The organism is Pseudomonas fluorescens, assembly GCF_902497775.2.
Lineage (GTDB): Bacteria > Pseudomonadota > Gammaproteobacteria > Pseudomonadales > Pseudomonadaceae > Aquipseudomonas > Aquipseudomonas putida_F.
The window spans coordinates 5,838,719-5,861,246 of sequence record NZ_OZ024668.1 but is presented as its reverse complement, the minus strand read 5'-3'; the positions used below and the strand labels follow the sequence as shown (position 1 = coordinate 5,861,246).

Below are 22,528 nucleotides of genomic sequence, written 5' to 3'. Positions count from 1 at the left end.
GCCCGGGATGAACAGCCGAACCATCCGCCGCTGGTCCTTCGTCCACACCTGGACCAGCCTGATCTCTACCCTGTTCCTGCTGATGCTGGCAGTGACTGGCTTGCCGTTGATCTTTCATCACGAGATCGACCACCTGCTGGGCGATGCGCCCGAGCTCAGGCAGATGCCGGCCGACACGCCCAAGCTCGACCTGCAGGCACTGGTGCTCAAGGCCCAGGCCCATCGCCCCGGCGAAGTGATGCAGTACTTCGGTTGGGATGAGGACGACAGCAACGGCGTGATCGCGATCATGGCGGCTACCGCCGGCACCGAGCCGAACGCGTCGCACACCTTCATGCTCGATGCGCGCACGGGTGAGGCGGTGGCAATGCCATCGGCCAACGGCGGTTTCATGATGACCATGCTGCGCCTGCACGTGGACCTGTTTGCAGGCCTCCCCGGCAAGCTGCTGCTGGCGTTCATGGGCCTGTTGTTCGTGGTAGCGATCATCTCCGGCGTGGTGCTCTATGCGCCGTTCATGCGCCGGCTGAAGTTCGCCAGCGTGCGCAACGACAAGTCCACGCGCCTGCGCTGGCTCGACCTGCACAACCTGATCGGCATCGTCACCCTGACCTGGGCGCTGGTGGTGGGGGTGACCGGGGTGATCAGCGCCCTGTCGGACCTGGTCATCGCGGCCTGGCGTAACGAAAGCCTGACGGCAATGGTTGCGCCCTACCGCGATGCACCGCCGCTGACCGAGCTGGCGCCGGTCAGCCGTGTGCTGGATATCGCTGCCGACGCCGTACCTGGCATGCAGCCGGACTTCATCGCCTTCCCCGGCACGCGTTTCTCCAGCGAGCATCACTATGCGGTGTTCATGAAGGGCAGCACGCACCTGACCGCCCACCTGCTGACCCCGGTGCTGATTGACGCCAGCAACCTGCAAGTCACCGCCATCGGCGACCGCCCCTGGTACATGGACGCCATGGGCCTGTCGCAGCCACTGCACTTCGGTGACTACGGCGGGCGGCCGATGCAGATCCTCTGGGCAGTGCTGGATGTGCTGACCATCATTGTGCTGGGCAGCGGCGTGTACCTGTGGGTGGTTCGGCGCCGGGCCAGCAAGCCGATTGCTACGGCGCAAGCGGAGACGGTGCAATGAAGCGCAAGACGTCAGGCTTGTGGACCGTGTTTGGCATGCCGGCAGTCATCGCCCTACTGGGTGCGCTGGGACTGTTTGCTGCGCTGCTCGGTGACGGCTGGTGGGATGCACTGGCCTGGGTCGGGCTGGGCTTGCCGGCGCTGTACAGTTTGCGCGGCTTGGCGAAATAGCTATCGCGGGGCAAGTCGAGACGTCGCCCCGCGATGCGGTTCTATCAGTCCACCAGCTTCGGCAAACACCCATCCAGCCGTTTATACAACGCACTGCCACTGTGCCAGTTGCGCAACAACCGCGCACGGTCGCGGGCAAATGCCTGGGCGAAGCTCATCTGGGTAGCGTGCTGACACATGGCATCCAGATCGATCAGCGACCATTGGCCGTCCTGCCAGAACAGGTTGTGGCCTTTCATGTCACCATGGCTGATGCGCTCGTGAATCAGCTGACCGAGCAGCTGTTGCAGTGCCTGCAGTTGCTCTTCTGGCACCTCACCGGACTCGACGTACGGCGCGAAGCAGGCCAGCAGGTCCGGGCCATCGGCATACTCGGTCACCAGGTAGGCGCGGCTGCGCAAGCCCATGAAGCGCAGCTCCTGGACCGCCAGCGGCTTGGGCGTGGCGATGCCGAGAAACTCCAGCCGGTGCCCCTCGATCCACGAATGCCAGGCCCGGCTCGGCCGCCAGAAGCGCTTGAACCAGTGGGCGGTGTTCTTGATGTTGTAGCGTTTGAGCACCAGTGGCCGGCCATTGACCTCGACCTTGGCCACACTGGCGGCGCCGCCGGTCTTGTACAGGTGGCCCTGGTCGATCAGGCTATCAGCCTGCTCCAGCACCGGCAGCAGGGCGGCCACTTCGTTGCGACGAATTGACCGCAGGCCCGACGGGCCGCGCTCGACGCTGAACAGCGTGCACTCGCGCCCGGCCTTGTCGAGGTAGTCCTTCAGGCGCCAGCTACGGACCTTGTCGATCTGCTTTTGCAGCGCTTCCAGCGGTAGCGCGTGCTCGACATTGGCCAGCAGGTAATGCACCAGCAGCTCTTCGATAAAGGGCTCCAGGCGTTTGGGCAACTGGGCGAACAGCACCCCGAGGTTCTGCAGCACTTGCTGACGCGACAGCGGCTGGCCGAGGGTTTCAGCCTTGATCCCGGCGCCGTCGATCAGATACAGCTGGCCGTTGTGGCGCAGCAGGTTGTCCAGGTGCAGGTCATCCTGCCACAGGCCCTTGGCGTGCATCTGCGCCACGCCAGTCAAGGCTTCGCCAAGCACCAGATGCTGTTCATCGGCCAGCGGCGGCAGGGCTTCGACTTCGGCCCAGGCATCGGCCAGGCTCACTGCCCCTTCAAGAAACTCGAACAGCAGCCAGCCGCCCTCGCCTTCGCGCAAGCCATCGGCCAGCAGCAGCGGCGTGGTCAGGCCTTGTGCGGCCAGCAGCCGCGCACCGTCCAGCTCGCGCTGAAAATGCCGGGCGGCGCTGCTGCCGACCAACAACTTGGCCAGTACCGGCTTGCCACGCCAGATTCCTGCGCCGACGTAACGCTGGCCCGGCAGCACTCGCAGCAGGCTGAGCAATTGCAGTTCGGCGCTGCCAGCGGCGTCCGCCAGGCTGATGTTCAGCGGCAGGTCCGGGCTGCGCCCGGCACCCTTGAGTTCAGACAAACGCATTAGCGAGCCTCTTTCTCACGGCGGCGGCGCGTCAGGCGCTGCAGCCAGGTATCAACCAACGGACTGTCGGTGGGCTGGTCCAGGTAGGACGAGAGCATCACCCGCACTTCAGCTTCGCTCCAGATCGGCGCCCGGCGCAACAGCGGCTCAAGGTCCTTGAGCCGGTCGCGCATGCCCAGCAGCAGCGGCCGGGTTTTCTCCAGGTCGATCAGTTGCGCCAGCCAGCCGTCGCTACGGGTACGCAGGAAGATATGCTTGGGGTAAAAGCAGCCATGCACCTGGTTGGCCGCGTGCAGGGTGCGCGCCAGCTGCCCGCAGGCGCGCAGGATGCCCTGACGCTGACCGATGTCCAGCTGCGGCCACTGCGCCAACAGGCTGTCGAGGTCGTTCCAGTCATCCAGGGCGCGGGTCATGAGGATCGCCCGGCGCTCGCCTTCAACCTTGCGCTCGCCGTAGTACACCGCCTGCAAAGCAGGAATGCCGAGCTTCTGGTAGCGGCTGATATTCCGAAACTCACGGGCGAAGGTCGGCTCGCCGAACGGCCGGTGCAGGGTTCGGGTCAGGTAGTCGCTCTGGCGCTTGAGGTAGTAGCCTTTGCCTTCAAGCTCCAGGCGATAGACGCTGCTCCAGCCACCTCGGCCGGTATTGGGCTCATCCACCGCATCGAGCTGCAGGGCCCAGAGCTGGTCGAAACCGTTGAGACCATGGCGCTCAAGCAGTGCCATGTCGGCACTGGCGAGAAAATCAGTCATTCGCGTCCCTCGAAAAACGTCACCACATGACGAACGCGGCGCTTGTCCGATTCGTTCAGACGCTCGCGCCCGCGGTATTGCAGGTAAAAGCGCAGGCGCTGGCTGTTGGACAAGTGGTACTTGGCCACTTTGTCCAGGCACGCCAGGTCTTTGGTGATGCGGTAACGCAGCATGAAGCCCCACCAGAAATCGCCGGTCGGGCAGTCGATGAAGAATAGCGTGGCCTGGTCGTCCACCAGCAGATTGCGCCACTTCAGGTCGTTATGGGTGAAGTGGTGGTCATGCATGATCCGCGTATGGCGGGCCAGCTGACGGCTGATGTGGTCGACCCAGCCGCGATCGGCCAGGCGCGCATCATTGCGCTCGGCCAGGGCCGACAGGTCTTCGGTGCGCGGCAGCTCGCGGGTGATCATCGCCCCACGGCCAAAGGCCAGGCCATTGCGCTCAAGGCCGAAGGCGACCACTTCGGCGGTGGGAATGTCCCACTTGGCGAACTGCTTGAGGTTCTGCCATTCCGCCTTGATCCGCGGCCGCCCCAGGTAGCGACGCAAGCCTTTGCCGGCACCGGTGTAACGCTTGACGTAGTAGTTGACCCCGTCACGCTCGACACGGATCACTTCGCTCAGCGGGTCGTGGGTCAGGCGCTCGCCCTTGAGGGCGAACACCGCGTCGATACTGCCAAAATCCGTCGCCAGGGCCTGATAGGCAGGCTCCAGTTTCCAACCCGCCATCAGAGCGCGTCTCCGTACCGTTGTTTACGCGCGTAGAGCTTCTGCGCCTTGCCTTCCAACCAGGCCAGCAGCCCGGCTTCTTCGGCCAGGATCTGGCGTAGCGGCTGCTGGAAGTAGCCACGCAGGAAGCGCAACTTGTCGCGCCGGGTCAGGCCGATGTCCAGCGCCGAGAAGTACAGCGCGGCCAAGTCCTTGTCACGCCAGCGGCGGGAGATTTTCGCCCGGGTCTGGGCGCGGTGCAGGTCGATGACCGACAACTTGAAGTCATCGGCCGTCACCGGCCGGTCGGTATGCAGCAGGAAATGGCAGATGTAGCAGTCGCGATGGTTGACCCCGGCGCGGTGCATCATGCCCGTCATGCGTGCCACTTCGGCGATCAGCGCACGCTTGAGGCGCGGCTGCGGCGGCTGCTTGAGCCAGTCGATACTGAAGTCTTCGAGGCTGACAGTCGGCGCCAGTTCTTCTGTGACGATGAACGAATGCTGGGTTGCCGGGTTTTCGCCACGCTCGCCATAGGCCACCGCGGTCATGGTCGGCACGCCGACTTCGTGCAGGCGCTGGATGGCCTGCCATTCCTGGCCGGCACCGAGTACCGGCAGCTTGGCGGTAAACAGGTTCTTGAAGATCTCGCCCCAGCCGATGCCGCGGTGGATCTTGACGAAATAGCCACGGCCTTCGACTTCGGTGCGCAGGGTACGGCGGCCTTCCAGCTCGCGGTACACCTCGCCCTGCAAGGCCTCGACGGCCTCGAAGGCATCGCGCGCGGCCCACAGGCGCTTGAACGGCTCAGCCAGTATCAGTTTCATGCGCGCTCCTGCGCCAGGATCACGTCGGCGGCATGCTCGGGCATGCTGTAGAGGTCGGCCGTGTCGGCAAACGCCAGGCCATTGCGCGCCCAGTCGGCGCGGGCCGAGCCATCTTCGAGCATGCGCTGCAGGTACTGATTGAGCTGCTCTTGCTCGAACGGCTCATCAAGCACCAGACCGCTGTCGGCCTCGGCGATGTAATGGGCATAGCCGCATACGGCCGAGACCAGCACCGGCAGCCCGGCGACCAGCGCTTCGAGCAGTACGGTGCCGGTGTTTTCGTTGTAGGCCGGGTGAATCAGCAGATCGGCGCCAAGCAGAAAACGCGGAATATCACTGCGGCCCTTGAGGAACTGCACTTGCTCGGTCAGGCCCAGGGTCGCGCTTTGCAGCTGGAACACTTTGGGATCGTCCTGGCCGATGACCATCAGCCGCGTGCGCTTGCGCAAGGCTGACGGCAAGGCGGCCAGCGCCTTGAGGCTGCGGTCGACGCCCTTGGTCTTGAAGCCCGAGCCGATCTGCACCAGCAGCAGTTGATCGTCTGCAAGGTTGAATTCGCGGCGGAACTCGGCGCGGATCTCGGCGGCATTGGCCGGTGCCCGGCGGTCCTGGCTGATGCCTGGTGGCAGCAGGTGGAAGCGCTCGTTCGGCGTGCCGTAGTGTTTGATGAACAGCGGCTGCTGGACTTCGGAGATCATCAGGATCTCGGTCTTGGCGTCCTTGGCGAACACCGCCCGCTCGTACTCGGCAAAGTGCCGGTAGCGGCCCCAGCGCCGGTACAGCGAGTTGCGCAGGTTCTGCGCCTTGTCTTCGAAGCAGCCATCGGCGGCGTAGTAAACGTCCAGCCCGGGCATCTTGTTGAAGCCGATCAGGCAGTCAACCGGACGCTTGGCCAGGTCGGCTTCCATCCAGGCGCTGAGTTTCTCGTTGCGCCGATGATTGAACAGCGCCTTGACCGGCGCCACCAGCACCTCGAAGCCCTCGGGCACGTCACCTTCCCAGATCAGCGTATAGACGCGGATCTGGTGACCGCGACGCTGGCACTCCAGGGCAATGCGCATGAAGTCGCGCTGCAGGCCGCCGAAGGGGAAATACTTGTATAGAACAAAAGCCAGTTGCATCAACGAACATCCTCAGCCAGCAGCAACGCGCGCAATTGGCTCGCCACACGCTCGGGATTCAGGCGAGTGAAGCACAGCGGCCACTCGCGTTTGAGATCGAACCGGCGCTGGTCGTCAGCGCTCGGCTTGTAGGTACATTTTTTCTGCAGGCATGGCGCACAGGCAAAGTCGCTGGCGATATGCACCTGGGACTTGCCATAGGCACCGGTGAGCCCCGGGTTGGTCGGGCCGAACAGCGACAGGGTCGGCACATCCAGTGCCGCTGCCAGGTGGCCCAGGCCGGTATCCACGGCTATGCAGGCCTTGGCTGCGGCCAAGACCCGGGCAACGCCCACCAGGTTGAGCTTGGGCAATACCTGGCAGTTGTTCAGGCCCTTGGCGATGCGCTCGGCACGCGCCTGCTCGGCCGGGTTGCCCCACGGCAAGCGTACTTGCAGGCCTTGCTGGCCGAGGCGCTCGGCCAACTGGCGCCAGTAGGCTTCCGGCCAGTGCTTGGTGGCCCAGGTGGTGCCATGCAGGAACACCACGAATGGCGCTGCCGGCGGTAATTGCAGACGGTTCAGGTCCAGGCCGTAATCACCCAGACCTGCCGGCAGGTTGTAGCCCAGGGCCAGGGCGAACAGCTGGCGCACCCGCTCCACCGCATGCTGGCCGCGTTCCACCGACAAACGCCGGTCGTAGAAGCGGCTCGACAGCCCTTCACGGGCCGAGTAACGGTCCATGCCGGCCACCGGCGCCTTGACGTAGCGGGTCAGCCAGGCCGATTTGACCAGGCCCTGGGCGTCGATCACCAGATCGTACTGGCTCTCGCGCAGACGCTGCTTGAACTGGCGCCATTCGCCGCTCTTGAAGGTCTGCCAGAGGTTCTTGCGCCAGCGGCGGATGGCCACCGGGATAATCTTGTCCACCGCCGGGTGCCAGCTGGGGATCTCGGCAAAGCCTTCTTCGACCACCCAGTCGAAGCGGATGCCGGGGATTGCCCGGGCCGCGTCAGTCAGCGCCGGCAGCGCGTGGATGACATCGCCCAGGGACGAGGTCTTGATCAGCAGTACCCGCACTTAGTCGACCTCGGCCATGACGTCGATCAGGCGCGGGCCATTCAGGCGCTGCAGCGCAGCCTCCACGGCTTCCGGCTCCAGTTGACGCAAGCAGTTGTAATGGCCGAAGCGGCAGGTACGGTCAAAGCACGGGCTGCACTCCAGGCCCAGGCGCACCACTTCGACCTGATCGGCCAGCGGCGGGGTGAAGCCCGGCGAGGTCGAGCCGTAGACCGCCACCAGCGGACGGTTTAGCGCCGCCGCCACGTGCATCAGCCCGGAATCGTTGGACACCACCGCATCGCTGCACGACAGCAGGTCGATGGCCTCGGCCAGCGAGGTCTCGCCGCTGAGGTTGGTCGCTTCTTCGCGCAGGCCCGGGATCAGGCGGGCACGAATGGCCTCGCCGACGGCGTGGTCGTTCTTCGAGCCGAACAGCCAGACTTGCCAGCCTTCGCGAATCTTGGTCTCGGCAACCTTGGCGTAATGCTCCGACGGCCAGCGCTTGGCTTCACCGAACTCGGCGCCAGGGCACAGCGCCAATACCGGGCGGTCCAGGCTCAGGCCGAACTTGGCCAGGGCGGCGTCACGACTCTGTGCTTCGATCTGCAGGCTCGGCCGTGGATACGGCTGCGGCAGCTCGGCGCCAGCCGGATAAGCCAGGGCCATGAAGCGCTCGATCATCAGCGGGTACTTGGCTTTGTCGAGCTTGCGCACGTCGTTGAGCAGGCCGAAACGCAGCTCGCCGCGCCAGCCGGTACGCTTGGGGATGCCGGCAAAGAATGGCACCAGCGCCGACTTGAGCGAGTTGGGCAGCAGGATTGCCTGGTCGTATTGGCCGGCCAGGGACTTGCCGATACGCCGGCGCGTCGCAAGCTCCAGCGCGCCATGGCCGAGCGGGAAGCTCAAGGCCTGGCGCACTTCAGGCATGCGCTCAAGGATCGGCCGGCTCCACTCGGGCGCCAGCACATCGATCACACATTCCGGGTGACGCTGCTTCAGGCACTGGAACAGGGTCTGCGCCATTACCATGTCGCCTACCCAGCTGGGGCCAATGATCAAAATTCTCATGCTTTATCCAGAAACGATCAGGGAGGCTGCAAACTGTTCGCAAACAGCCTGGCCTCCCCTCTTTATATTCAGGCTATATATCGACCAGTGTACGCCACTCGGGCTGTACTGTGGTCGTGGCAGGCGTCCTGGTGCCTGAACCGCCTGGTCGAAGTATCACGTCAAACCCAGCTGCGCCCAGATCCGCCGCACCTCCTGGCGCTCCTGCACGAACTGCCCGGCATCGATTACCCCGGCTTGCTTTTGCAGGGCCTGACGGTGCGCGGCAGAACGGAACGCCTTGTACACCTCGCGCAGCAGCACGGCATCGCTGGCGGGCATCAGCCCGGCCTGCTCGAGCTCTTCGAGGAGGCGGATATTGTCGGTCCAGCGCAGCAGTGCCGGATGGTCGTAAGACCATGCCAAAGCGGCGTATTGCACCATAAATTCGATATCGACGATACCACCGGCATCCTGCTTGATATCGAAGGGCACGCCGGCATCGAAGGCATTGGCCGCCGTCCCGGCAGCGCTGAGCTTGGTGCCGAGGTTGTCGCGCATCTTGGCGCGCATCTCGCTGACTTCGGCCTGCAGTTTGGGCAGGTCGCGGGCCTGGCCGAGGATGCGCGCGCGCACGGCCTCGAACGCCGCGCCCACCTGCGGGCAGCCGACCAGCACCCGGGCGCGGACCAGGGCCTGGTGCTCCCAGGTCCAGGCCTCGTTCTGCTGGTAACGCTCGAAGGCGCCCAGGGAGCTGACCAACAGACCTGAAGCGCCCGACGGCCGCAAGCGCATGTCCACGTCGTAGAGCTGCCCGGAGTTGGTCTGGGTGGTCAGCAGATGAATGATGCGCTGGCCCAGGCGGGTAAAGAACTGCGCGCTGTCGATCGGCTTGGCGCCGTCGGTTTCGGCTTGCGGGTCACCGTCGTGGATGAACACCAGGTCCAGGTCCGAGCCGTGACCCAGCTCGATCCCGCCGACCTTGCCGTAGCCGACAATAATGAAGCCCGGGTCGCACAGGCTGCCATCGCTGCGCTTGGGCTGGCCGTGCCGGCTCACGGTCTGGCGCCAGGCCAGGGCCAGCACTTGGTTGAGAATGGCTTCGGCCAGCCAGGTCAGGTAGTCGCTGACTTTCATCAACGGCAGGTTGCCGGCGATTTCCGAAGCGGCCACGCGCAAGCTGTGGGCCAGCTTGAAGTGGCGCAGGGCTTCCATCTGTTGTTCGAGGTCGTCCTCGGGGATGCGCGTCAGCCGCTCGCGCAACTCGGCCGCCAGTTCCGGGGCCTGTGGCGGGCTGAACAGCCGGCCTTCGTTGAGCAGTTCATCGAGCAGCAGCGGGAAACGGGTGATCTGTTCGGCGATCCATGGGCTGGCGGCGCACAGGGTCAGCAGGCGGCGCAGCGCTCCCGGGTTTTCGGTGAGCAGCACCAGGTACGCCGAACGCCGGGCGACCGCTTCGACCAGCGGCAACACCCGCTCCAGCACCAGGTCAGGGTCGGCGTGCTCCACCGCCTGGGCCAGCAAACGTGGAATAAAGGCATCCAGACGCTCACGGCCCAGGCGCTGCATGGCCCGCAACTGCGGGCTGACGCGCAGGCCGGCGAGTTGTTTGAGGGCTTTTTGCGGGTCGGCGAAACCGGCGTCCTGCAACTGACGGCACGCGGCTTCTTCATTCTGGGCTTCTTCCCACAGCGGCAGCCATTCACCGCCGACGATCACTTCACCTTCTTCATGCTCGTCTTCGTCCGGGTCGGCAATCACCTGACGGAAGTGCCAGTCGATCCGCCCACGCCAGTGCATCAACTGCGCATGGAAACTCGGCCAGTCGGCAAAACCGAGCATGAAGGCAATGCGCCCGCGGTCCAGGGCATCGTCCGGGAGCATCTGGGTCTGGCGGTCGGCAATCGCCTGGATTGCGTGTTCGGTGTAGCGCAAGAATTCATAGCCTTCGCGCAGCTCGGCAATCACCGCCGGTGGCAGGTAGCCCTGGCCTTCGAGGGTCGACAGCACCTTGAGCAATGGCCGCTGCTGCAGGCTCAGGTCGCGCCCGCCGTGAATCAGCTGGAAGGCCTGGGCGATGAACTCGACTTCACGGATGCCACCAGCACCCAGCTTGATGTTATCGGCCATGCCCTTGCGCCGCACTTCCTGCTGGATCAGCTGCTTCATGGTGCGCAGCGCTTCGATCGCCGAGAAGTCCAGGTAACGCCGGTAAACGAAGGGCCGCAGCATATCCAGCAGTTGCGCGCCAGCAGCCTGGTCGCCCGCCACTACCCGCGCCTTGATCATCGCGTAGCGTTCCCAGTCGCGGCCCTGATCCTGATAATACTGCTCCAGTGCATTGAAGCTGAGCACCAGGGCGCCGGCCGAGCCGTAAGGGCGCAGGCGCATGTCGACGCGGAACACGAAACCATCGACGGTGATCGGGTCCAGGGCCTTGATCAGGCGTTGGCCCAAACGGGTGAAGAACTCCTGGTTGTCCAGCGAGCGCTTGACCCCTTCGGTCTCGCCACCTTCGGGGAAGGCGAAGATCAGGTCGATGTCCGACGACAGGTTCAGCTCCACCGCGCCCAGCTTGCCCATGCCCAGCACCACCATGTGCTGCGGCTGGCCGCTGCGATGGCCGATCGGCGTGCCGAACTGCTGGCAATGGCGCGGGTACAGCCAGTTGTAGGCCTGGTCGATACACGCGTCGGCAAGGTCGGACAAGTCGCGGCAGGTCTGCACCAGGTCGGCCTGGCGGGTCAGGTCGCGCCAGATGATCCGCACTTGCTGGCGGCTGCGCTGGCGACGCAGGTTGCGCGCCAGTTCGTCCTCGCTCTCGGCCGCCTGGCTGGCGGTAGCGATCTGCTCGCACAACTGGCCCGCTGCGAAGGCCCGGTCGAGTTCACCACTGGCAGCCAGATCAACCAGCATCGCCGGGTCACGTACCACCTGTTCAAGGGCAAAGTCACTGGCCGCACAGACCCGGGCGAACTGCGCCCAGCGCTCGGTACTCCAGTCAGCAACAGACAATTCAGGGTGCTGGGCAACAGCCGCACGAAACGATTGCTCGTTACGGCTGACCAAGGCAGTGAGGGTGGCCGGCAGTTCGGCCAGCAAAGGCAGGCTCATGGTCTATCCTTGATCGGCGAGATTGGGTTGGCAGCGAGCGGACTGGGGAACCCGGACCACGGTTGGACTGTCATACAAAAGTTAGAAATAGCTGAAAAATCTGATTTTATGGCAGAAACCATCGCAGCAAACCTTTTCTTAACTTGTTTTTAACCACCGGTATCGATTTTTCCCACAACCCGAACAGCGGCCACGAGCCATTTTTGTGTAGTTTTACTACTGCCTGATCACTTCAAAAGCATGAAATGGTGATTCATTTGTAGTAAAACTACACAACGCCGGTACACTCTCCGGTAATCCAAGAATTTCATGTCGTCTGCCCAAAAGGCCAGTCGCAAACTCAGGCAACCGATTCTGGAAGCCTTTCCGCCCTGGAGCAAGCCATGCAAGACCTCGATCCCGTCGAAACCCAGGAATGGCTGGACGCCCTGGAGTCGGTTCTCGACAAAGAAGGCGAAGACCGCGCTCACTACCTGATGACCCGTATGGGCGAGCTGGCCACCCGTAGTGGCTCTCAGCTGCCATATGCCATCACCACGCCATACCGCAACACCATCCCCGTCACCCACGAAGCACGCATGCCTGGCGACCTGTTCATGGAACGCCGCATTCGCTCGTTGGTCCGTTGGAACGCGCTGGCCATGGTGATGCGCACCAACCTGAAAGACTCGGACCTGGGCGGCCACATTTCGAGCTTCGCCTCCAGCGCCACCCTGTACGACATCGGCTTCAACTACTTCTTCCAGGCTCCGACCGAAGAACACGGCGGCGACCTGATCTTCTTCCAGGGCCACGCCTCGCCTGGCGTCTACGCCCGCGCCTTCATGGAAGGCCGCATCAGCGAAGAGCAGATGAACAACTTCCGTCAGGAAGTCGATGGCAAGGGTCTGTCCTCGTACCCGCACCCATGGCTGATGCCTGACTTCTGGCAGTTCCCGACCGTTTCCATGGGTCTGGGCCCAATCCAGGCGATCTACCAGGCACGCTTCATGAAGTACCTGGAAAGCCGCGGCTACATCCCTGCAGGCAAGCAGAAAGTCTGGTGCTTCATGGGCGACGGCGAGTGCGACGAGCCGGAATCCCTGGGCGCAATCTCGCTGGCTGGCCGCGAGAAGCTGGACAACCTGATCTTCGTCATCAACTGCAACCTGCAGCGCCTCGACGGCCCGGTTCGCGGCAACGGCAAGATCATCCAGGAACTCGAAGGCGTGTTCCGTGGCGGTGGCTGGAACGTCAACAAAGTGGTCTGGGGCCGTTTCTGGGACCCACTGCTGGCCAAGGACGTCGACGGTATCCTGCAGCGTCGCATGGACGAAGTCATCGACGGCGAGTACCAGAACTACAAGGCCAAGGACGGCGCGTTCGTCCGTGAGCACTTCTTCAACACCCCAGAACTCAAGGCCATGGTCGCCGACCTGTCCGACGACGAGATCTGGAAGCTCAACCGTGGCGGCCACGACCCGTACAAGGTCTATGCGGCCTACCACCAGGCGGTCAACCACAAAGAGCAGCCGACCGTCATCCTGGCCAAGACCATCAAGGGTTACGGCACCGGTGCTGGCGAAGCCAAGAACACCGCGCACAACACCAAGAAGGTCGACGTCGACAGCCTGCGCCACTTCCGCGATCGTTTCGACATCCCGGTCAAGGACGAAGAGCTGGAAAACCTGCCGTTCTTCAAGCCTGAAGAAGGCAGCGCCGAAGCCCGTTACCTGGCCGAGCGCCGCACCGCCCTGGGTGGCTTCGTGCCGCAGCGCCGCGCAAAGAGCTTCAGCATCCCGACGCCGCCACTGGAAACCCTGAAGGCCATCCTCGACGGCTCGGGCGACCGTGAAATCTCCACCACCATGGCCTTCGTGCGGATCCTCGCGCAGCTGGTCAAGGACAAGGAAATCGGCCAGCGCATCGTCCCGATCATCCCGGACGAAGCCCGTACCTTCGGTATGGAAGGCATGTTCCGCCAGCTGGGCATCTACTCGTCCGTCGGCCAGCTCTACGAGCCAGTCGATAAAGACCAGGTGATGTTCTACCGCGAAGACAAAAAGGGCCAGATCCTCGAAGAAGGCATCAACGAAGCGGGCGCCATGTCCTCCTTCATCGCTGCCGGTACTTCGTACTCGAACCACAACCAGCCGATGCTGCCGTTCTACATCTTCTACTCGATGTTCGGCTTCCAGCGTATCGGTGACCTGGCCTGGGCCGCTGGCGACAGCCGTACCCGTGGCTTCCTGATCGGCGGCACCGCCGGCCGTACCACCCTTAACGGTGAAGGCCTGCAGCACGAAGACGGTCACAGCCACATGCTGGCCGCGACCATCCCGAACTGCCGCACTTATGATCCGACCTACGGCTACGAGCTGGCGGTGATCATCCAGGACGGCATGAAGAAGATGACCGAAGAGCAACAGGACGTCTTCTACTACATCACCGTGATGAACGAGTCCTACCAGCAGCCAGCCATCCCGGCCGGTGTCGAGGAAGGCATCATCAAGGGCATGTACCTGCTCGAGGAAGACACCCGCGAAGCTGCACATCACGTTCAGTTGCTGGGCTCCGGCACCATCCTGCGTGAAGTGCGTGAAGCGGCGAAGATCCTGCGTGAAGAGTTCAACGTTGGCGCCGACGTCTGGAGCGTTACCAGCTTCAACGAACTGCGTCGCGACGGCCTGGCAGTAGAGCGCAGCAACCGCCTCAAGCCTGGTCAGAAACCTCAGGTTACCTACGTCGAAGAGTGCCTGGCTGGCCGTAAGGGCCCGGTCATCGCTTCCACCGACTACATGAAGCTGTTCGCTGAACAGATTCGCCAGTGGGTACCGAGCAAAGAGTTCAAAGTCCTGGGTACCGATGGCTTCGGTCGCAGCGACAGCCGCAAGAAGCTGCGTCACTTCTTCGAAGTCGACCGTCACTTCGTGGTGCTGGCTGCCCTGGAAGCCTTGGCTGACCGTGGCGATATCGAACCGAAGGTCGTGGCTGAAGCCATCGCCAAGTTCGGCATCGACCCGGACAAACGCAACCCACTGGACTGCTGAGGAGTATTTTTAAGTGAGCGAACTCATTCGCGTACCTGACATCGGCAGCGGTGAAGGTGAAGTCATCGAGCTGTTCGTCAAAGTTGGCGACCGTATCGAAGCCGACCAGAGCATCCTGACCCTGGAATCGGACAAGGCGAGCATGGAAATCCCTGCTCCCAAGGCCGGCGTGGTCAAGAGCCTGAAGGTCAAGCTGGGCGACCGCCTGAAAGAAGGCGACGAACTGCTGGAACTGGAAGTCGAGGGCGCCGCTGCTGCGGCCCCTGAGACTGCCGCCCCTGCCGCAGCGCCTGCAGCCGCGGAAAAACCTGCTGCTGCCCAGGCCCCTGCGGCCCCGGCCGCTGCACCGGCTGCCGCTACCGTCCAGGACATTCATGTTCCGGACATCGGCTCCTCGGGCAAGGCCAAGATCATCGAGCTGCTGGTCAAGGTTGGCGACACTGTCGAAGCCGACCAGTCGCTGATCACCCTCGAATCCGACAAAGCCTCGATGGAAATCCCGTCGCCGGCTGCCGGCGTGGTCGAAAGCATCGGCGTCAAGCTCGAAGACGAAGTCGGCACTGGCGACTTCATCCTCAAGCTCAAGGTCCAGGGCGCCGCCGCCCCGGCTCCTGCGCCAGCCGCTGCTGCTCCGGCCAAGGCTGAAGCTGCGCCTGCGGCTGCCGCCTCTGCGCCAGCGGCCAAGGCCGAAGCTGCGCCAGCCCCTGTTGCTGCCCCTGCGGCCAACGGTGCCAAGGTGCATGCCGGCCCTGCCGTACGTCAGTTGGCCCGTGAATTCGGCGTCGAGCTGAGCGCGGTTACCGCCAGCGGCCCGCATGGTCGTGTGCTCAAGGAAGACGTGCAGGTTTACGTCAAGGCCATGATGCAGAAGGCCAAGGAAGCTCCAGCCGCCGGTGCCACCGGTGGTGCAGGCATTCCGCCGATCCCGGAAGTCGATTTCAGCCGTTTCGGCGAAATCGAAGAAGTGCCGATGACTCGCCTGATGCAAGTTGGCGCCGCCAACCTGCACCGCAGCTGGCTGAACGTGCCACACGTGACCCAGTTCGACAGCGCCGACATCACCGAGCTGGAAGCTTTCCGCGTCGCCCAGAAGGCCGTGGCCGAGAAGGCTGGCGTCAAGCTGACCGTACTGCCGCTGCTGCTCAAGGCGTGCGCCCACCTGCTCAAGGAACTGCCGGACTTCAACAGCTCGCTGGCGCCAAGCGGCAAGGCAATCATCCGCAAGAAGTACGTCAACGTCGGTTTCGCCGTGGACACTCCGGATGGCCTGCTGGTCCCTGTGATCAAGAACGTCGACCAGAAGAGCCTGCTGCAACTGGCTGGCGAAGCTGCAGCCCTGGCGGAAAAAGCCCGGACCAAAAAGCTCTCGGCCGACGACATGCAAGGCGCCTGCTTCACTATCTCCAGCCTCGGTCACATTGGCGGCACCGGCTTCACGCCGATCGTCAACGCGCCGGAAGTGGCGATCCTCGGCGTCTCCAAGGCGACCATCCAGCCAGTCTGGGACGGTAAAGCCTTCCAGCCGAAGCTGATGCTGCCACTGTCGCTGTCCTACGATCACCGCGTGATCAACGGTGCAGCGGCTGCGCGCTTCACCAAGCGCCTGGGCGACCTGCTGACCGACATCCGCACCATGCTGTTGTAATTGCTGTTTCCTGTCTCTCCTGCCGGGGAGACAGGCTCCCTTTTCGAGCTGCCACGCTCGTACCTCAACCCCGTCATTTTGGCGGGGCTTTTTTTTGCTTCATCGCAGCTTACCGAGAAAGGCCGCTTTTATATTCAGGCCCCGTCCCGGTAACCATAAACGACTCGCGACAGCCCCCCTCACCGATCCAGAGTACCTGTTGGCTTTCAGCACACATCGCCACCGTCGCGTAGCGATGCCCTTTGTACAAGGCGAACCAACCTTAACTCTTCCAGCTACCGCTTGCCTTTCTGTTTCATGCTAATCAGCGATGAAACTTCTGTTGCCTGACAACGCCCTTGGCACGATTACCACACCAGTGGGAATTCTCACATCCGCACTCCCGTAAAACCCACCCATACAAAGTCACTTCCCACCTGACAGCGCGACCGCAGACTAACTACTAACAGGTCTTGCAACTTTAGTATTTGTTCATTGCAGCGCAACGACACAGAGATACAGACGAACTTAATTTGCGGACTTCGAAAGGACCTCGAAACCCATGAACATTTCCCCGCCCATTGTAGGCCCGATTATCGGCCATACCACGACAGTTCAAACACGAATATTCATTCAACCCGCAACCTCCAACAGCAAAGAGACCTACGCCATTATTCGATTCCGCCACGCGGGCGAAAAGCAATGGCTACCTGTCATTATCAATCGACTCAACAGCACATTTGAAAAAACAGCTGTCATGGTCCTCAATGACCTCACGCCCTCCACGACCTACGAATACCAGATCGGTTCCTTTTCTCACGCAGGCTCTTTGAAGGACGCTCGAACCATCAACCCACAGGTGTTCACGTGGCCGATAGAAAGCCCTATTTATCGTTTCAATACCTGTTCCATCGAGACGAAAAAAAGCCGTCATTATCTGATTGGTTCCTGCCGCTACCTTAACCTTACCGGCGGCCACGCGGTGGACGTAAAGTTCAGTGACGAAATCTTTGGGAGAATACTGGAAAACATCAAGAACCAACGACTCGACATCGAAGCCTTCGTCATGACCGGGGATCAGATCTATGCCGACGACTGGAACTTTGCCGCCCCCGACACCCTGCTCAGGGAATTCGCGAAAAAATACCGGCAGGCTTTTTCAACACCCAATTTCAAAGCCTTAACCTCTCGCATTCCCAGCTATATGATATTGGACGATCATGAGATCGAGGACAACTGGCCAGCCAAGGCAACGCCTGCTAAAAAAAACACACTGTACCGTGATGCCCTTCACGCTTATACCACTTACCAATGTAGTCACAGCCCGGCTTTTGAAGCGTCCGGTACTGAGGCCGTCTATTTTCCCGGAAACTACTGGTACACCTTCAGCCATGCTGATTTGGACTGGTTCGTGCTGGACGTAAGAACCGAACGTGATCTGGTAAAAAAACAAACCATCAATGACAGGCAAATGGATAGCTTTCTAAAATGGCTTGAAAGCAGTCACGCCCGCGTCAAGTTTGTCGTCACCCCGGTCATGTTCTATCCCGACTCAAAAGATAGCGACAAGGGGGGGCTGGATGCGTGGAAGGGTTTCACTCAGCAACGCAACCAGATACTCGAGCATATCCGCTTGAAAAAAATCAAAAACGTCATCTTCATCACAGGTGACGTGCATTGCGCCCTGACCTGTGAGCTCAAGCACTCCGTGGACAAGGATTTCTCGGTGCATACCATCGTGTCTTCACCTTTGAGCAAACACCGGTTACTGCCCAATACGACCGAAAACTACTTCGAACTGAACAAGCCCCTCACCGACGTCAATGGCGGTCGATACACCAATCACCTCACCAGCCCTGTGATTGATAAAGACAACTATGCTCTGCTCAGCGTCGAAAAAAGCCACGTGAAGGTCAACTACTATGGCCGCAACGGCAAACCGCTGGGCCACGAAATACAGATCCCGTTGAAATGATGCCCCCTGCAAGGAACCTCCGATCAACTTGCCGCAACCTCTCAACCCGTTAAAAACTCCGCTGAACTCGAGGCACTATTGGCCGCGAAATACCCTGTACGCGAGGCAAGCCTTCTGGCTTGCCCTCGGATGTTGGTGCTGGGTACTGAAGAAAAACGCCGCCCTGCCGACACACTGAAAACACGGAGTAACTGTATTACTTGTAAGCCCGTGCCGCATGATGCAACCTTGCTGCACGCGCCGGAATGCAGGGATGCCTGCCGTGCGTGATCAGTTCTCTTGAAGCGAGCTCTCGATGAAAAGCCAACCTGATGCCGCCAGCCGTATGGTGGCCGAGGTCGTGACGCAGTTGCCCGTGCCCTCGCGGCTCGGGATGCTGCGTTTCGAGCGGCTGAACGAGGCGAGCTGGGCGCTGCTCTATCTGGATCCTGGTTGTGAACGGCAATTTGGCCTGGCCGCAGTCGAACTCTGTTCCCTGGTCGGCTCACCCTACGCCAGCCTGATGGAGCCCGAAGCCCGCTACAAACTGCATGATGCCATCCAGCTGCAACTGGCCCGGCGCCCGCACTACCTGGTGCGCTATACCCTGCACACCGGCCAGGGCCCGCTGCACCTGCTGGAACTGGGCGAAGCCTACAAGCAGCACAACCGTCAGCTCCTGCGCGGTTATCTGATGGTCCTCGACAGCCAGCCTGGTGATACCCCGGACCTGTCGGCCGCCGACCTCGAGACCCGCAACAGCCGCCTGCAGATCGCCTTGCAGCTCAACCAGCGCGCCCAGCAGGAACAGCTCGAGCACCTGGAGCGAGTGCGCGCCCAGCAAGACTTGATCCTGCACCTGGCTCGCCATCGCTACAGCGCCAGCAACTCGCTGCTCGAAGCCGCCGAGCTGATCACCCGCAGCGCCTGCGAGATCTACAAGATCGACTGCGCGAGCATCTGGTACCTGGAAGAGCAGCAACTGCAGCCGATCTCGGCGTTCTACCGCGATACCCAGGAATACCGCCTGCCCGAACCGATCGACGCCAGCCGCTTTCCCGACTACCTCGAAGCCCTGCACACCAGCCGCGCCATCGATGCGCACAACGCCACCCACGACCCGCGTACCCGCGAAATGGCCGAAAGCCTGCGCCCACGCGACATCAACGCCATGCTCGATGCCAGTATCCGCATCGATGGCCAGGTGGTCGGGGTGCTGTGCCTGGAGCAGACCGGCTCGGCGCGGGCCTGGCAAACCGATGAAATCGCCTTTGCCGGCGAGCTGGCCGACCAGTTCGCCCAGGTCATCAACAACCACAACCGGCGCACCGCGACCAACGCCTTGCACCTGTTCCAGCGCGCCGTCGAGCAAAGTGCCAACGCCTTTTTGCTGGTCAACCGCGATGGCGTTGTCGAATACGTCAACCCAAGCTTTACCGCCATCACCCAGTACAGCACCGATGAAGTCCATGGCCACCGCCTGTCGGAACTGCCGGCGCTGGAAAACTTGAGCGAGCTGCTGTTCGACGCGCCGTCGAGCCTGGCCATGGGCAACAGCTGGCAGGGCGAATTCAAGAGCCGGCGCAAGAACCTCGAGCCGTACTGGGGCCAGTTGTCGATCTCCAAGGTGTTCGGCGATAACCGCGAACTGACCCACTACATCGGCATCTACGAAGACATCACCCAGAGCAAGCTGGCCCAGCAGCGCATCGAGCGCCTGGCCTACACCGATAACCTGACCAGCCTGGGCAACCGCCCGGCGTTCATCCGCAACCTCGACGAGCGCTTTGCCCGCGACAGCGACAGCCCGATCAGCCTGCTGCTGGTGGACATCGACAACTTCAAGCGGATCAACGACAGCCTCGGCCACCAGACCGGCGACAAACTGCTCATCAGCCTGGCCCGGCGCCTGCGCAACAGCCTGAGCCCCGGCGGCAGCCTGGCACGCTTTGCCAGTAACGAATTCGCCGTGCTGCTCGAAGACACCGACCTGGAAAGCGGCCAGCAGGTTGCCCAGCAACTGTTGCGCACCCTCGACAAGCCGATGTTCGTCGACAACCAGCTGATCAATGTCACCGGCTCCGTGGGCCTGGCCTGCGCGCCGCTGCATGGCCGCGACCCGCAGACCCTGATGAAGAACGCCGGGCTTGCCCTGCACAAGGCCAAGGCCAACGGCAAGCATCAGGTCCAGGTGTTTACCGAGGCGCTGAACGCCGAAGCCAGCTACAAGCTGTTCGTCGAAAACAACCTGCGCCGCGCCCTGACCCAGAACGAGCTGGACGTGTTCTACCAGCCCAAGCTGTGCCTGCGCAGCGGTCGTCTGCTGGGCCTGGAAGCGCTGCTGCGCTGGAACCATCCGGAAAAGGGCATGATCCGCCCCGACCAGTTCATCAGCGTCGCCGAAGAAACCGGGCTGATCATCCCCATCGGCAAGTGGATCGCCCGCCAGGCCTGCCGCATGAGCCAGAAGCTGCGTATGGAGGGCCTGGGCAACCTGCAGGTGGCGATCAATCTTTCGCCCAAGCAGTTTTCCGACCCGGATCTGGTCGCCTCGATCGCCAATATCCTCAAGGAAGAAGCCCTGCCCCCGCACCTGCTGGAGCTGGAGCTGACCGAGGGCCTGCTGCTGGAAGCCACCGAAGACACCCACCGCCAGCTCGACCAACTCAAGCAACTGGGCCTGACCCTGGCCATGGACGACTTCGGCACCGGTTATTCATCGCTGAGCTACCTGAAGAAATTCCCGATCGACATCATCAAGATCGATCGCAGCTTCATCCACGAAATCCCCGACAACCAGGACGACATGGAAATCACCTCGGCGGTGGTGGCCATGGCCCACAACCTCAAGCTCAAGGTGGTTGCCGAAGGCATCGAGACCGCCGAGCAGCTGGCATTCCTGCGTCGTCACCGCTGCGATGTTGGCCAGGGCTACCTGTTCGACCGACCGATTCCGGGCAGCGAGCTGATCGAAAAACTCAAACGCTATCCACGTGGTCCAATCGCCTGACAGCGGCGTTGCTCTCGGGCAATATAGAGTTCATTCAGGCCCCTTCGCGGGGCAAGCCCGCTCCTACCTACCCCTATCAGCAGAGGAACGATCATGGTCCTGCGCTCGGAGATCCTGGTGAACAAAAACGTCCTGCCCACCGCCGAACAGGCCCTGCCTGGCCGTGAAACGCCGATGGTCCTGCCCGAAAAACATTTTGTCTTCAAAGACACCCCGCTGCTCGGCCCGTTCTTCGAAGGCGCCATCGACTTCGCAATCTTCGGCCTGGGTTGCTTCTGGGGTGCCGAGCGGCGCTTCTGGCAGCGTGAAGGCGTGGTCAGCACCGTGGTCGGCTATGCCGGCGGCTTCACCCCCAACCCGACCTACGAAGAAGTCTGCTCGGGCCTGACCGGCCACACCGAAGTGGTGCTGGTGGTGTTCGACAAGGACAAGGTCAGCTACCAAGAGCTGCTGGCGATGTTCTGGGAGCTGCACAACCCGACCCAGGGCATGCGCCAGGGCAACGACGTCGGCACCCAGTACCGCTCGGTAATCTACTGCACCAGCCCACAGCAACTGCAAGAAGCTCTGGCCAGCAAGCAGGCCTACCAGGTCGAACTGACCAAGGCCGGTTTCGGCGAGATCACCACCGAGATCGACCAGGCGCCGACCGTGTACTTCGCCGAGGCCTACCACCAGCAGTACCTGGCCAAGAACCCTGAAGGCTACTGCGGCATCGGCGGTACCGGTGTCTGCCTGCCACCGAGCCTGCAAGGCAACTGAGGGATCGACATGTCCGCACCGAGCATGACCCTGTTCCATTCGCCAGCCTCGCCGTTCGTGCGCAAGGTGCTGGTGGTGCTGCACGAAACCGGGCAAACCGACCGCGTGGCACTGCAGACCGTCAACCTCACCCCGGTCGACCCGGTGGCCGAGCTCAACCAGGGCAACCCGGCGGGCAAGATCCCGGCCCTGCGCCTGGCCGACGGTAGCGTGCTGCATGACAGCCGGGTGATCTGCGAATACCTCGACCTGCAGCATGTGGGTAACCCGCTGATCCCCCGTGAAGGCTGGCCGCGCTGGCATCGCCTGACCCTGGCGTCGCTGGCCGACGCGATCATGGATGCCGCGGTACTGACCCGTTACGAGACCTTCCTGCGGCCCAAGGACAAGCAATGGGACAGCTGGATCGACGCGCAACAGGACAAGATCCGTCGTGGCCTGAGCAATCTTGAGCAGGAACACTTCGCCGACCTGGCCTCGGGGTTCGACATCGCCGCCATCGGCGTGGCCTGCGCCCTGGGTTACCTCGACCTGCGCTTCCCCAACTTCGGCTGGCGTGAGCAGCAGCCGAAGCTGGCGGGGTGGTATGCGCAGGTATGCCTGCGTGAGTCGATGCGGGCGACTGATCCTTCAGCTAGCTGAAGCGCCTGGCTGTACCGTCCTCATCGCTGGCAAGCCAGCTCTCACAAGAGATCGCCGAACACTGGGGGAGCTGGCTTGCCAGCGATGGGGCCCGACAG

General features: G+C 62.4%; 16 protein-coding genes. 8 read left to right on the top strand and 8 right to left on the bottom strand.

Going from position 1 to position 22,528, the window contains the following annotated elements; all coding sequences use genetic code 11:
• Window positions 1-7 precede the first annotated feature (7 nt).
• Together F8N82_RS26985 and F8N82_RS26980 are read left to right on the top strand one after the other, a co-directional pair.
• Window positions 8-1,141: a PepSY-associated TM helix domain-containing protein gene (locus F8N82_RS26985; protein ID WP_038998361.1), complete on the top strand. Its 1,134-nt coding sequence runs from the start codon at window positions 8-10 to the stop codon at window positions 1,139-1,141.
• Entirely contained in the window at window positions 1,138-1,311 is a 174-nt protein-coding gene (locus F8N82_RS26980) for a hypothetical protein (protein ID WP_167336595.1), read from the top strand. The genes F8N82_RS26985 and F8N82_RS26980 overlap by 4 nt, the downstream gene beginning before the upstream one ends.
• A gap of 44 nt (window positions 1,312-1,355) precedes the next feature.
• Here F8N82_RS26980 and F8N82_RS26975 read toward each other — a convergent pair whose 3' ends face one another.
• From F8N82_RS26975 to glnE, 8 genes are all read right to left on the bottom strand, one after another.
• Entirely contained in the window at window positions 1,356-2,798 is a 1,443-nt protein-coding gene (locus tag F8N82_RS26975; protein WP_038998360.1) for a lipopolysaccharide kinase InaA family protein, read from the bottom strand.
• The gene (locus tag F8N82_RS26970) at window positions 2,798-3,550 is read right to left on the bottom strand and encodes a lipopolysaccharide kinase InaA family protein (RefSeq protein ID WP_038998359.1); all 753 of its coding nucleotides are present in this window, start codon (window positions 3,548-3,550) and stop codon (window positions 2,798-2,800) included. Before F8N82_RS26970 ends, F8N82_RS26975 begins: the two co-directional genes overlap by 1 nt.
• Complete coding sequence (locus tag F8N82_RS26965; RefSeq protein ID WP_038998358.1) at window positions 3,547-4,281, bottom strand: lipopolysaccharide kinase InaA family protein; 735 nt, start codon at window positions 4,279-4,281, stop codon at window positions 3,547-3,549. Before F8N82_RS26965 ends, F8N82_RS26970 begins: the two co-directional genes overlap by 4 nt.
• A complete protein-coding gene (gene rfaP, locus F8N82_RS26960; protein WP_038998357.1) occupies window positions 4,281-5,087 on the bottom strand; it encodes a lipopolysaccharide core heptose(I) kinase RfaP in 807 nt (268 codons plus the stop codon). The genes F8N82_RS26965 and rfaP overlap by 1 nt, the downstream gene beginning before the upstream one ends.
• Window positions 5,084-6,208, bottom strand: coding sequence for a glycosyltransferase family 4 protein (locus F8N82_RS26955; protein WP_038998356.1), 1,125 nt, complete (start codon window positions 6,206-6,208; stop codon window positions 5,084-5,086). Before F8N82_RS26955 ends, rfaP begins: the two co-directional genes overlap by 4 nt.
• Window positions 6,208-7,266, bottom strand: coding sequence for a lipopolysaccharide heptosyltransferase I (gene waaC, locus F8N82_RS26950; protein ID WP_038998355.1), 1,059 nt, complete (start codon window positions 7,264-7,266; stop codon window positions 6,208-6,210). Before waaC ends, F8N82_RS26955 begins: the two co-directional genes overlap by 1 nt.
• Complete coding sequence (waaF, locus tag F8N82_RS26945) at window positions 7,267-8,316, bottom strand: lipopolysaccharide heptosyltransferase II (protein ID WP_038998354.1); 1,050 nt, start codon at window positions 8,314-8,316, stop codon at window positions 7,267-7,269.
• 156 nt (window positions 8,317-8,472) lie between these two features.
• On the bottom strand, window positions 8,473-11,409 hold the full coding sequence (gene glnE / locus F8N82_RS26940; protein ID WP_038998353.1) for a bifunctional [glutamate--ammonia ligase]-adenylyl-L-tyrosine phosphorylase/[glutamate--ammonia-ligase] adenylyltransferase: 2,937 nt from the start codon (window positions 11,407-11,409) through the stop codon (window positions 8,473-8,475).
• A gap of 383 nt (window positions 11,410-11,792) precedes the next feature.
• Between glnE and aceE the strand changes: the two genes are divergently transcribed.
• The 6 genes from aceE (at window position 11,793) to F8N82_RS26905 (ending at window position 22,430) form a co-directional block, all read left to right on the top strand.
• Window positions 11,793-14,438 carry a pyruvate dehydrogenase (acetyl-transferring), homodimeric type gene (gene aceE / locus F8N82_RS26935; protein WP_038998352.1) on the top strand — a complete coding sequence of 882 codons (2,646 nt, stop codon included), beginning with the start codon at window positions 11,793-11,795 and terminating at the stop codon, window positions 14,436-14,438.
• A 13-nt stretch (window positions 14,439-14,451) separates the two neighbouring features.
• The gene (aceF, locus tag F8N82_RS26930) at window positions 14,452-16,083 is read left to right on the top strand and encodes a dihydrolipoyllysine-residue acetyltransferase (RefSeq protein ID WP_038998351.1); all 1,632 of its coding nucleotides are present in this window, start codon (window positions 14,452-14,454) and stop codon (window positions 16,081-16,083) included.
• Between the two features lie 541 nt (window positions 16,084-16,624).
• Window positions 16,625-18,037, top strand: a complete 1,413-nt coding sequence (locus tag F8N82_RS26920) for an alkaline phosphatase D family protein (RefSeq protein WP_038998350.1) — start codon at window positions 16,625-16,627, stop codon at window positions 18,035-18,037.
• A gap of 295 nt (window positions 18,038-18,332) precedes the next feature.
• The gene (locus F8N82_RS26915) at window positions 18,333-21,026 is read left to right on the top strand and encodes a putative bifunctional diguanylate cyclase/phosphodiesterase (protein ID WP_038998349.1); all 2,694 of its coding nucleotides are present in this window, start codon (window positions 18,333-18,335) and stop codon (window positions 21,024-21,026) included.
• 93 nt (window positions 21,027-21,119) lie between these two features.
• Window positions 21,120-21,788 carry a peptide-methionine (S)-S-oxide reductase MsrA gene (gene msrA, locus F8N82_RS26910; protein WP_038998347.1) on the top strand — a complete coding sequence of 223 codons (669 nt, stop codon included), beginning with the start codon at window positions 21,120-21,122 and terminating at the stop codon, window positions 21,786-21,788.
• Between the two features lie 9 nt (window positions 21,789-21,797).
• The gene (locus F8N82_RS26905) at window positions 21,798-22,430 is read left to right on the top strand and encodes a glutathione S-transferase (protein WP_038998346.1); all 633 of its coding nucleotides are present in this window, start codon (window positions 21,798-21,800) and stop codon (window positions 22,428-22,430) included.
• The last annotated feature ends 98 nt before the right edge of the window (window positions 22,431-22,528 follow it).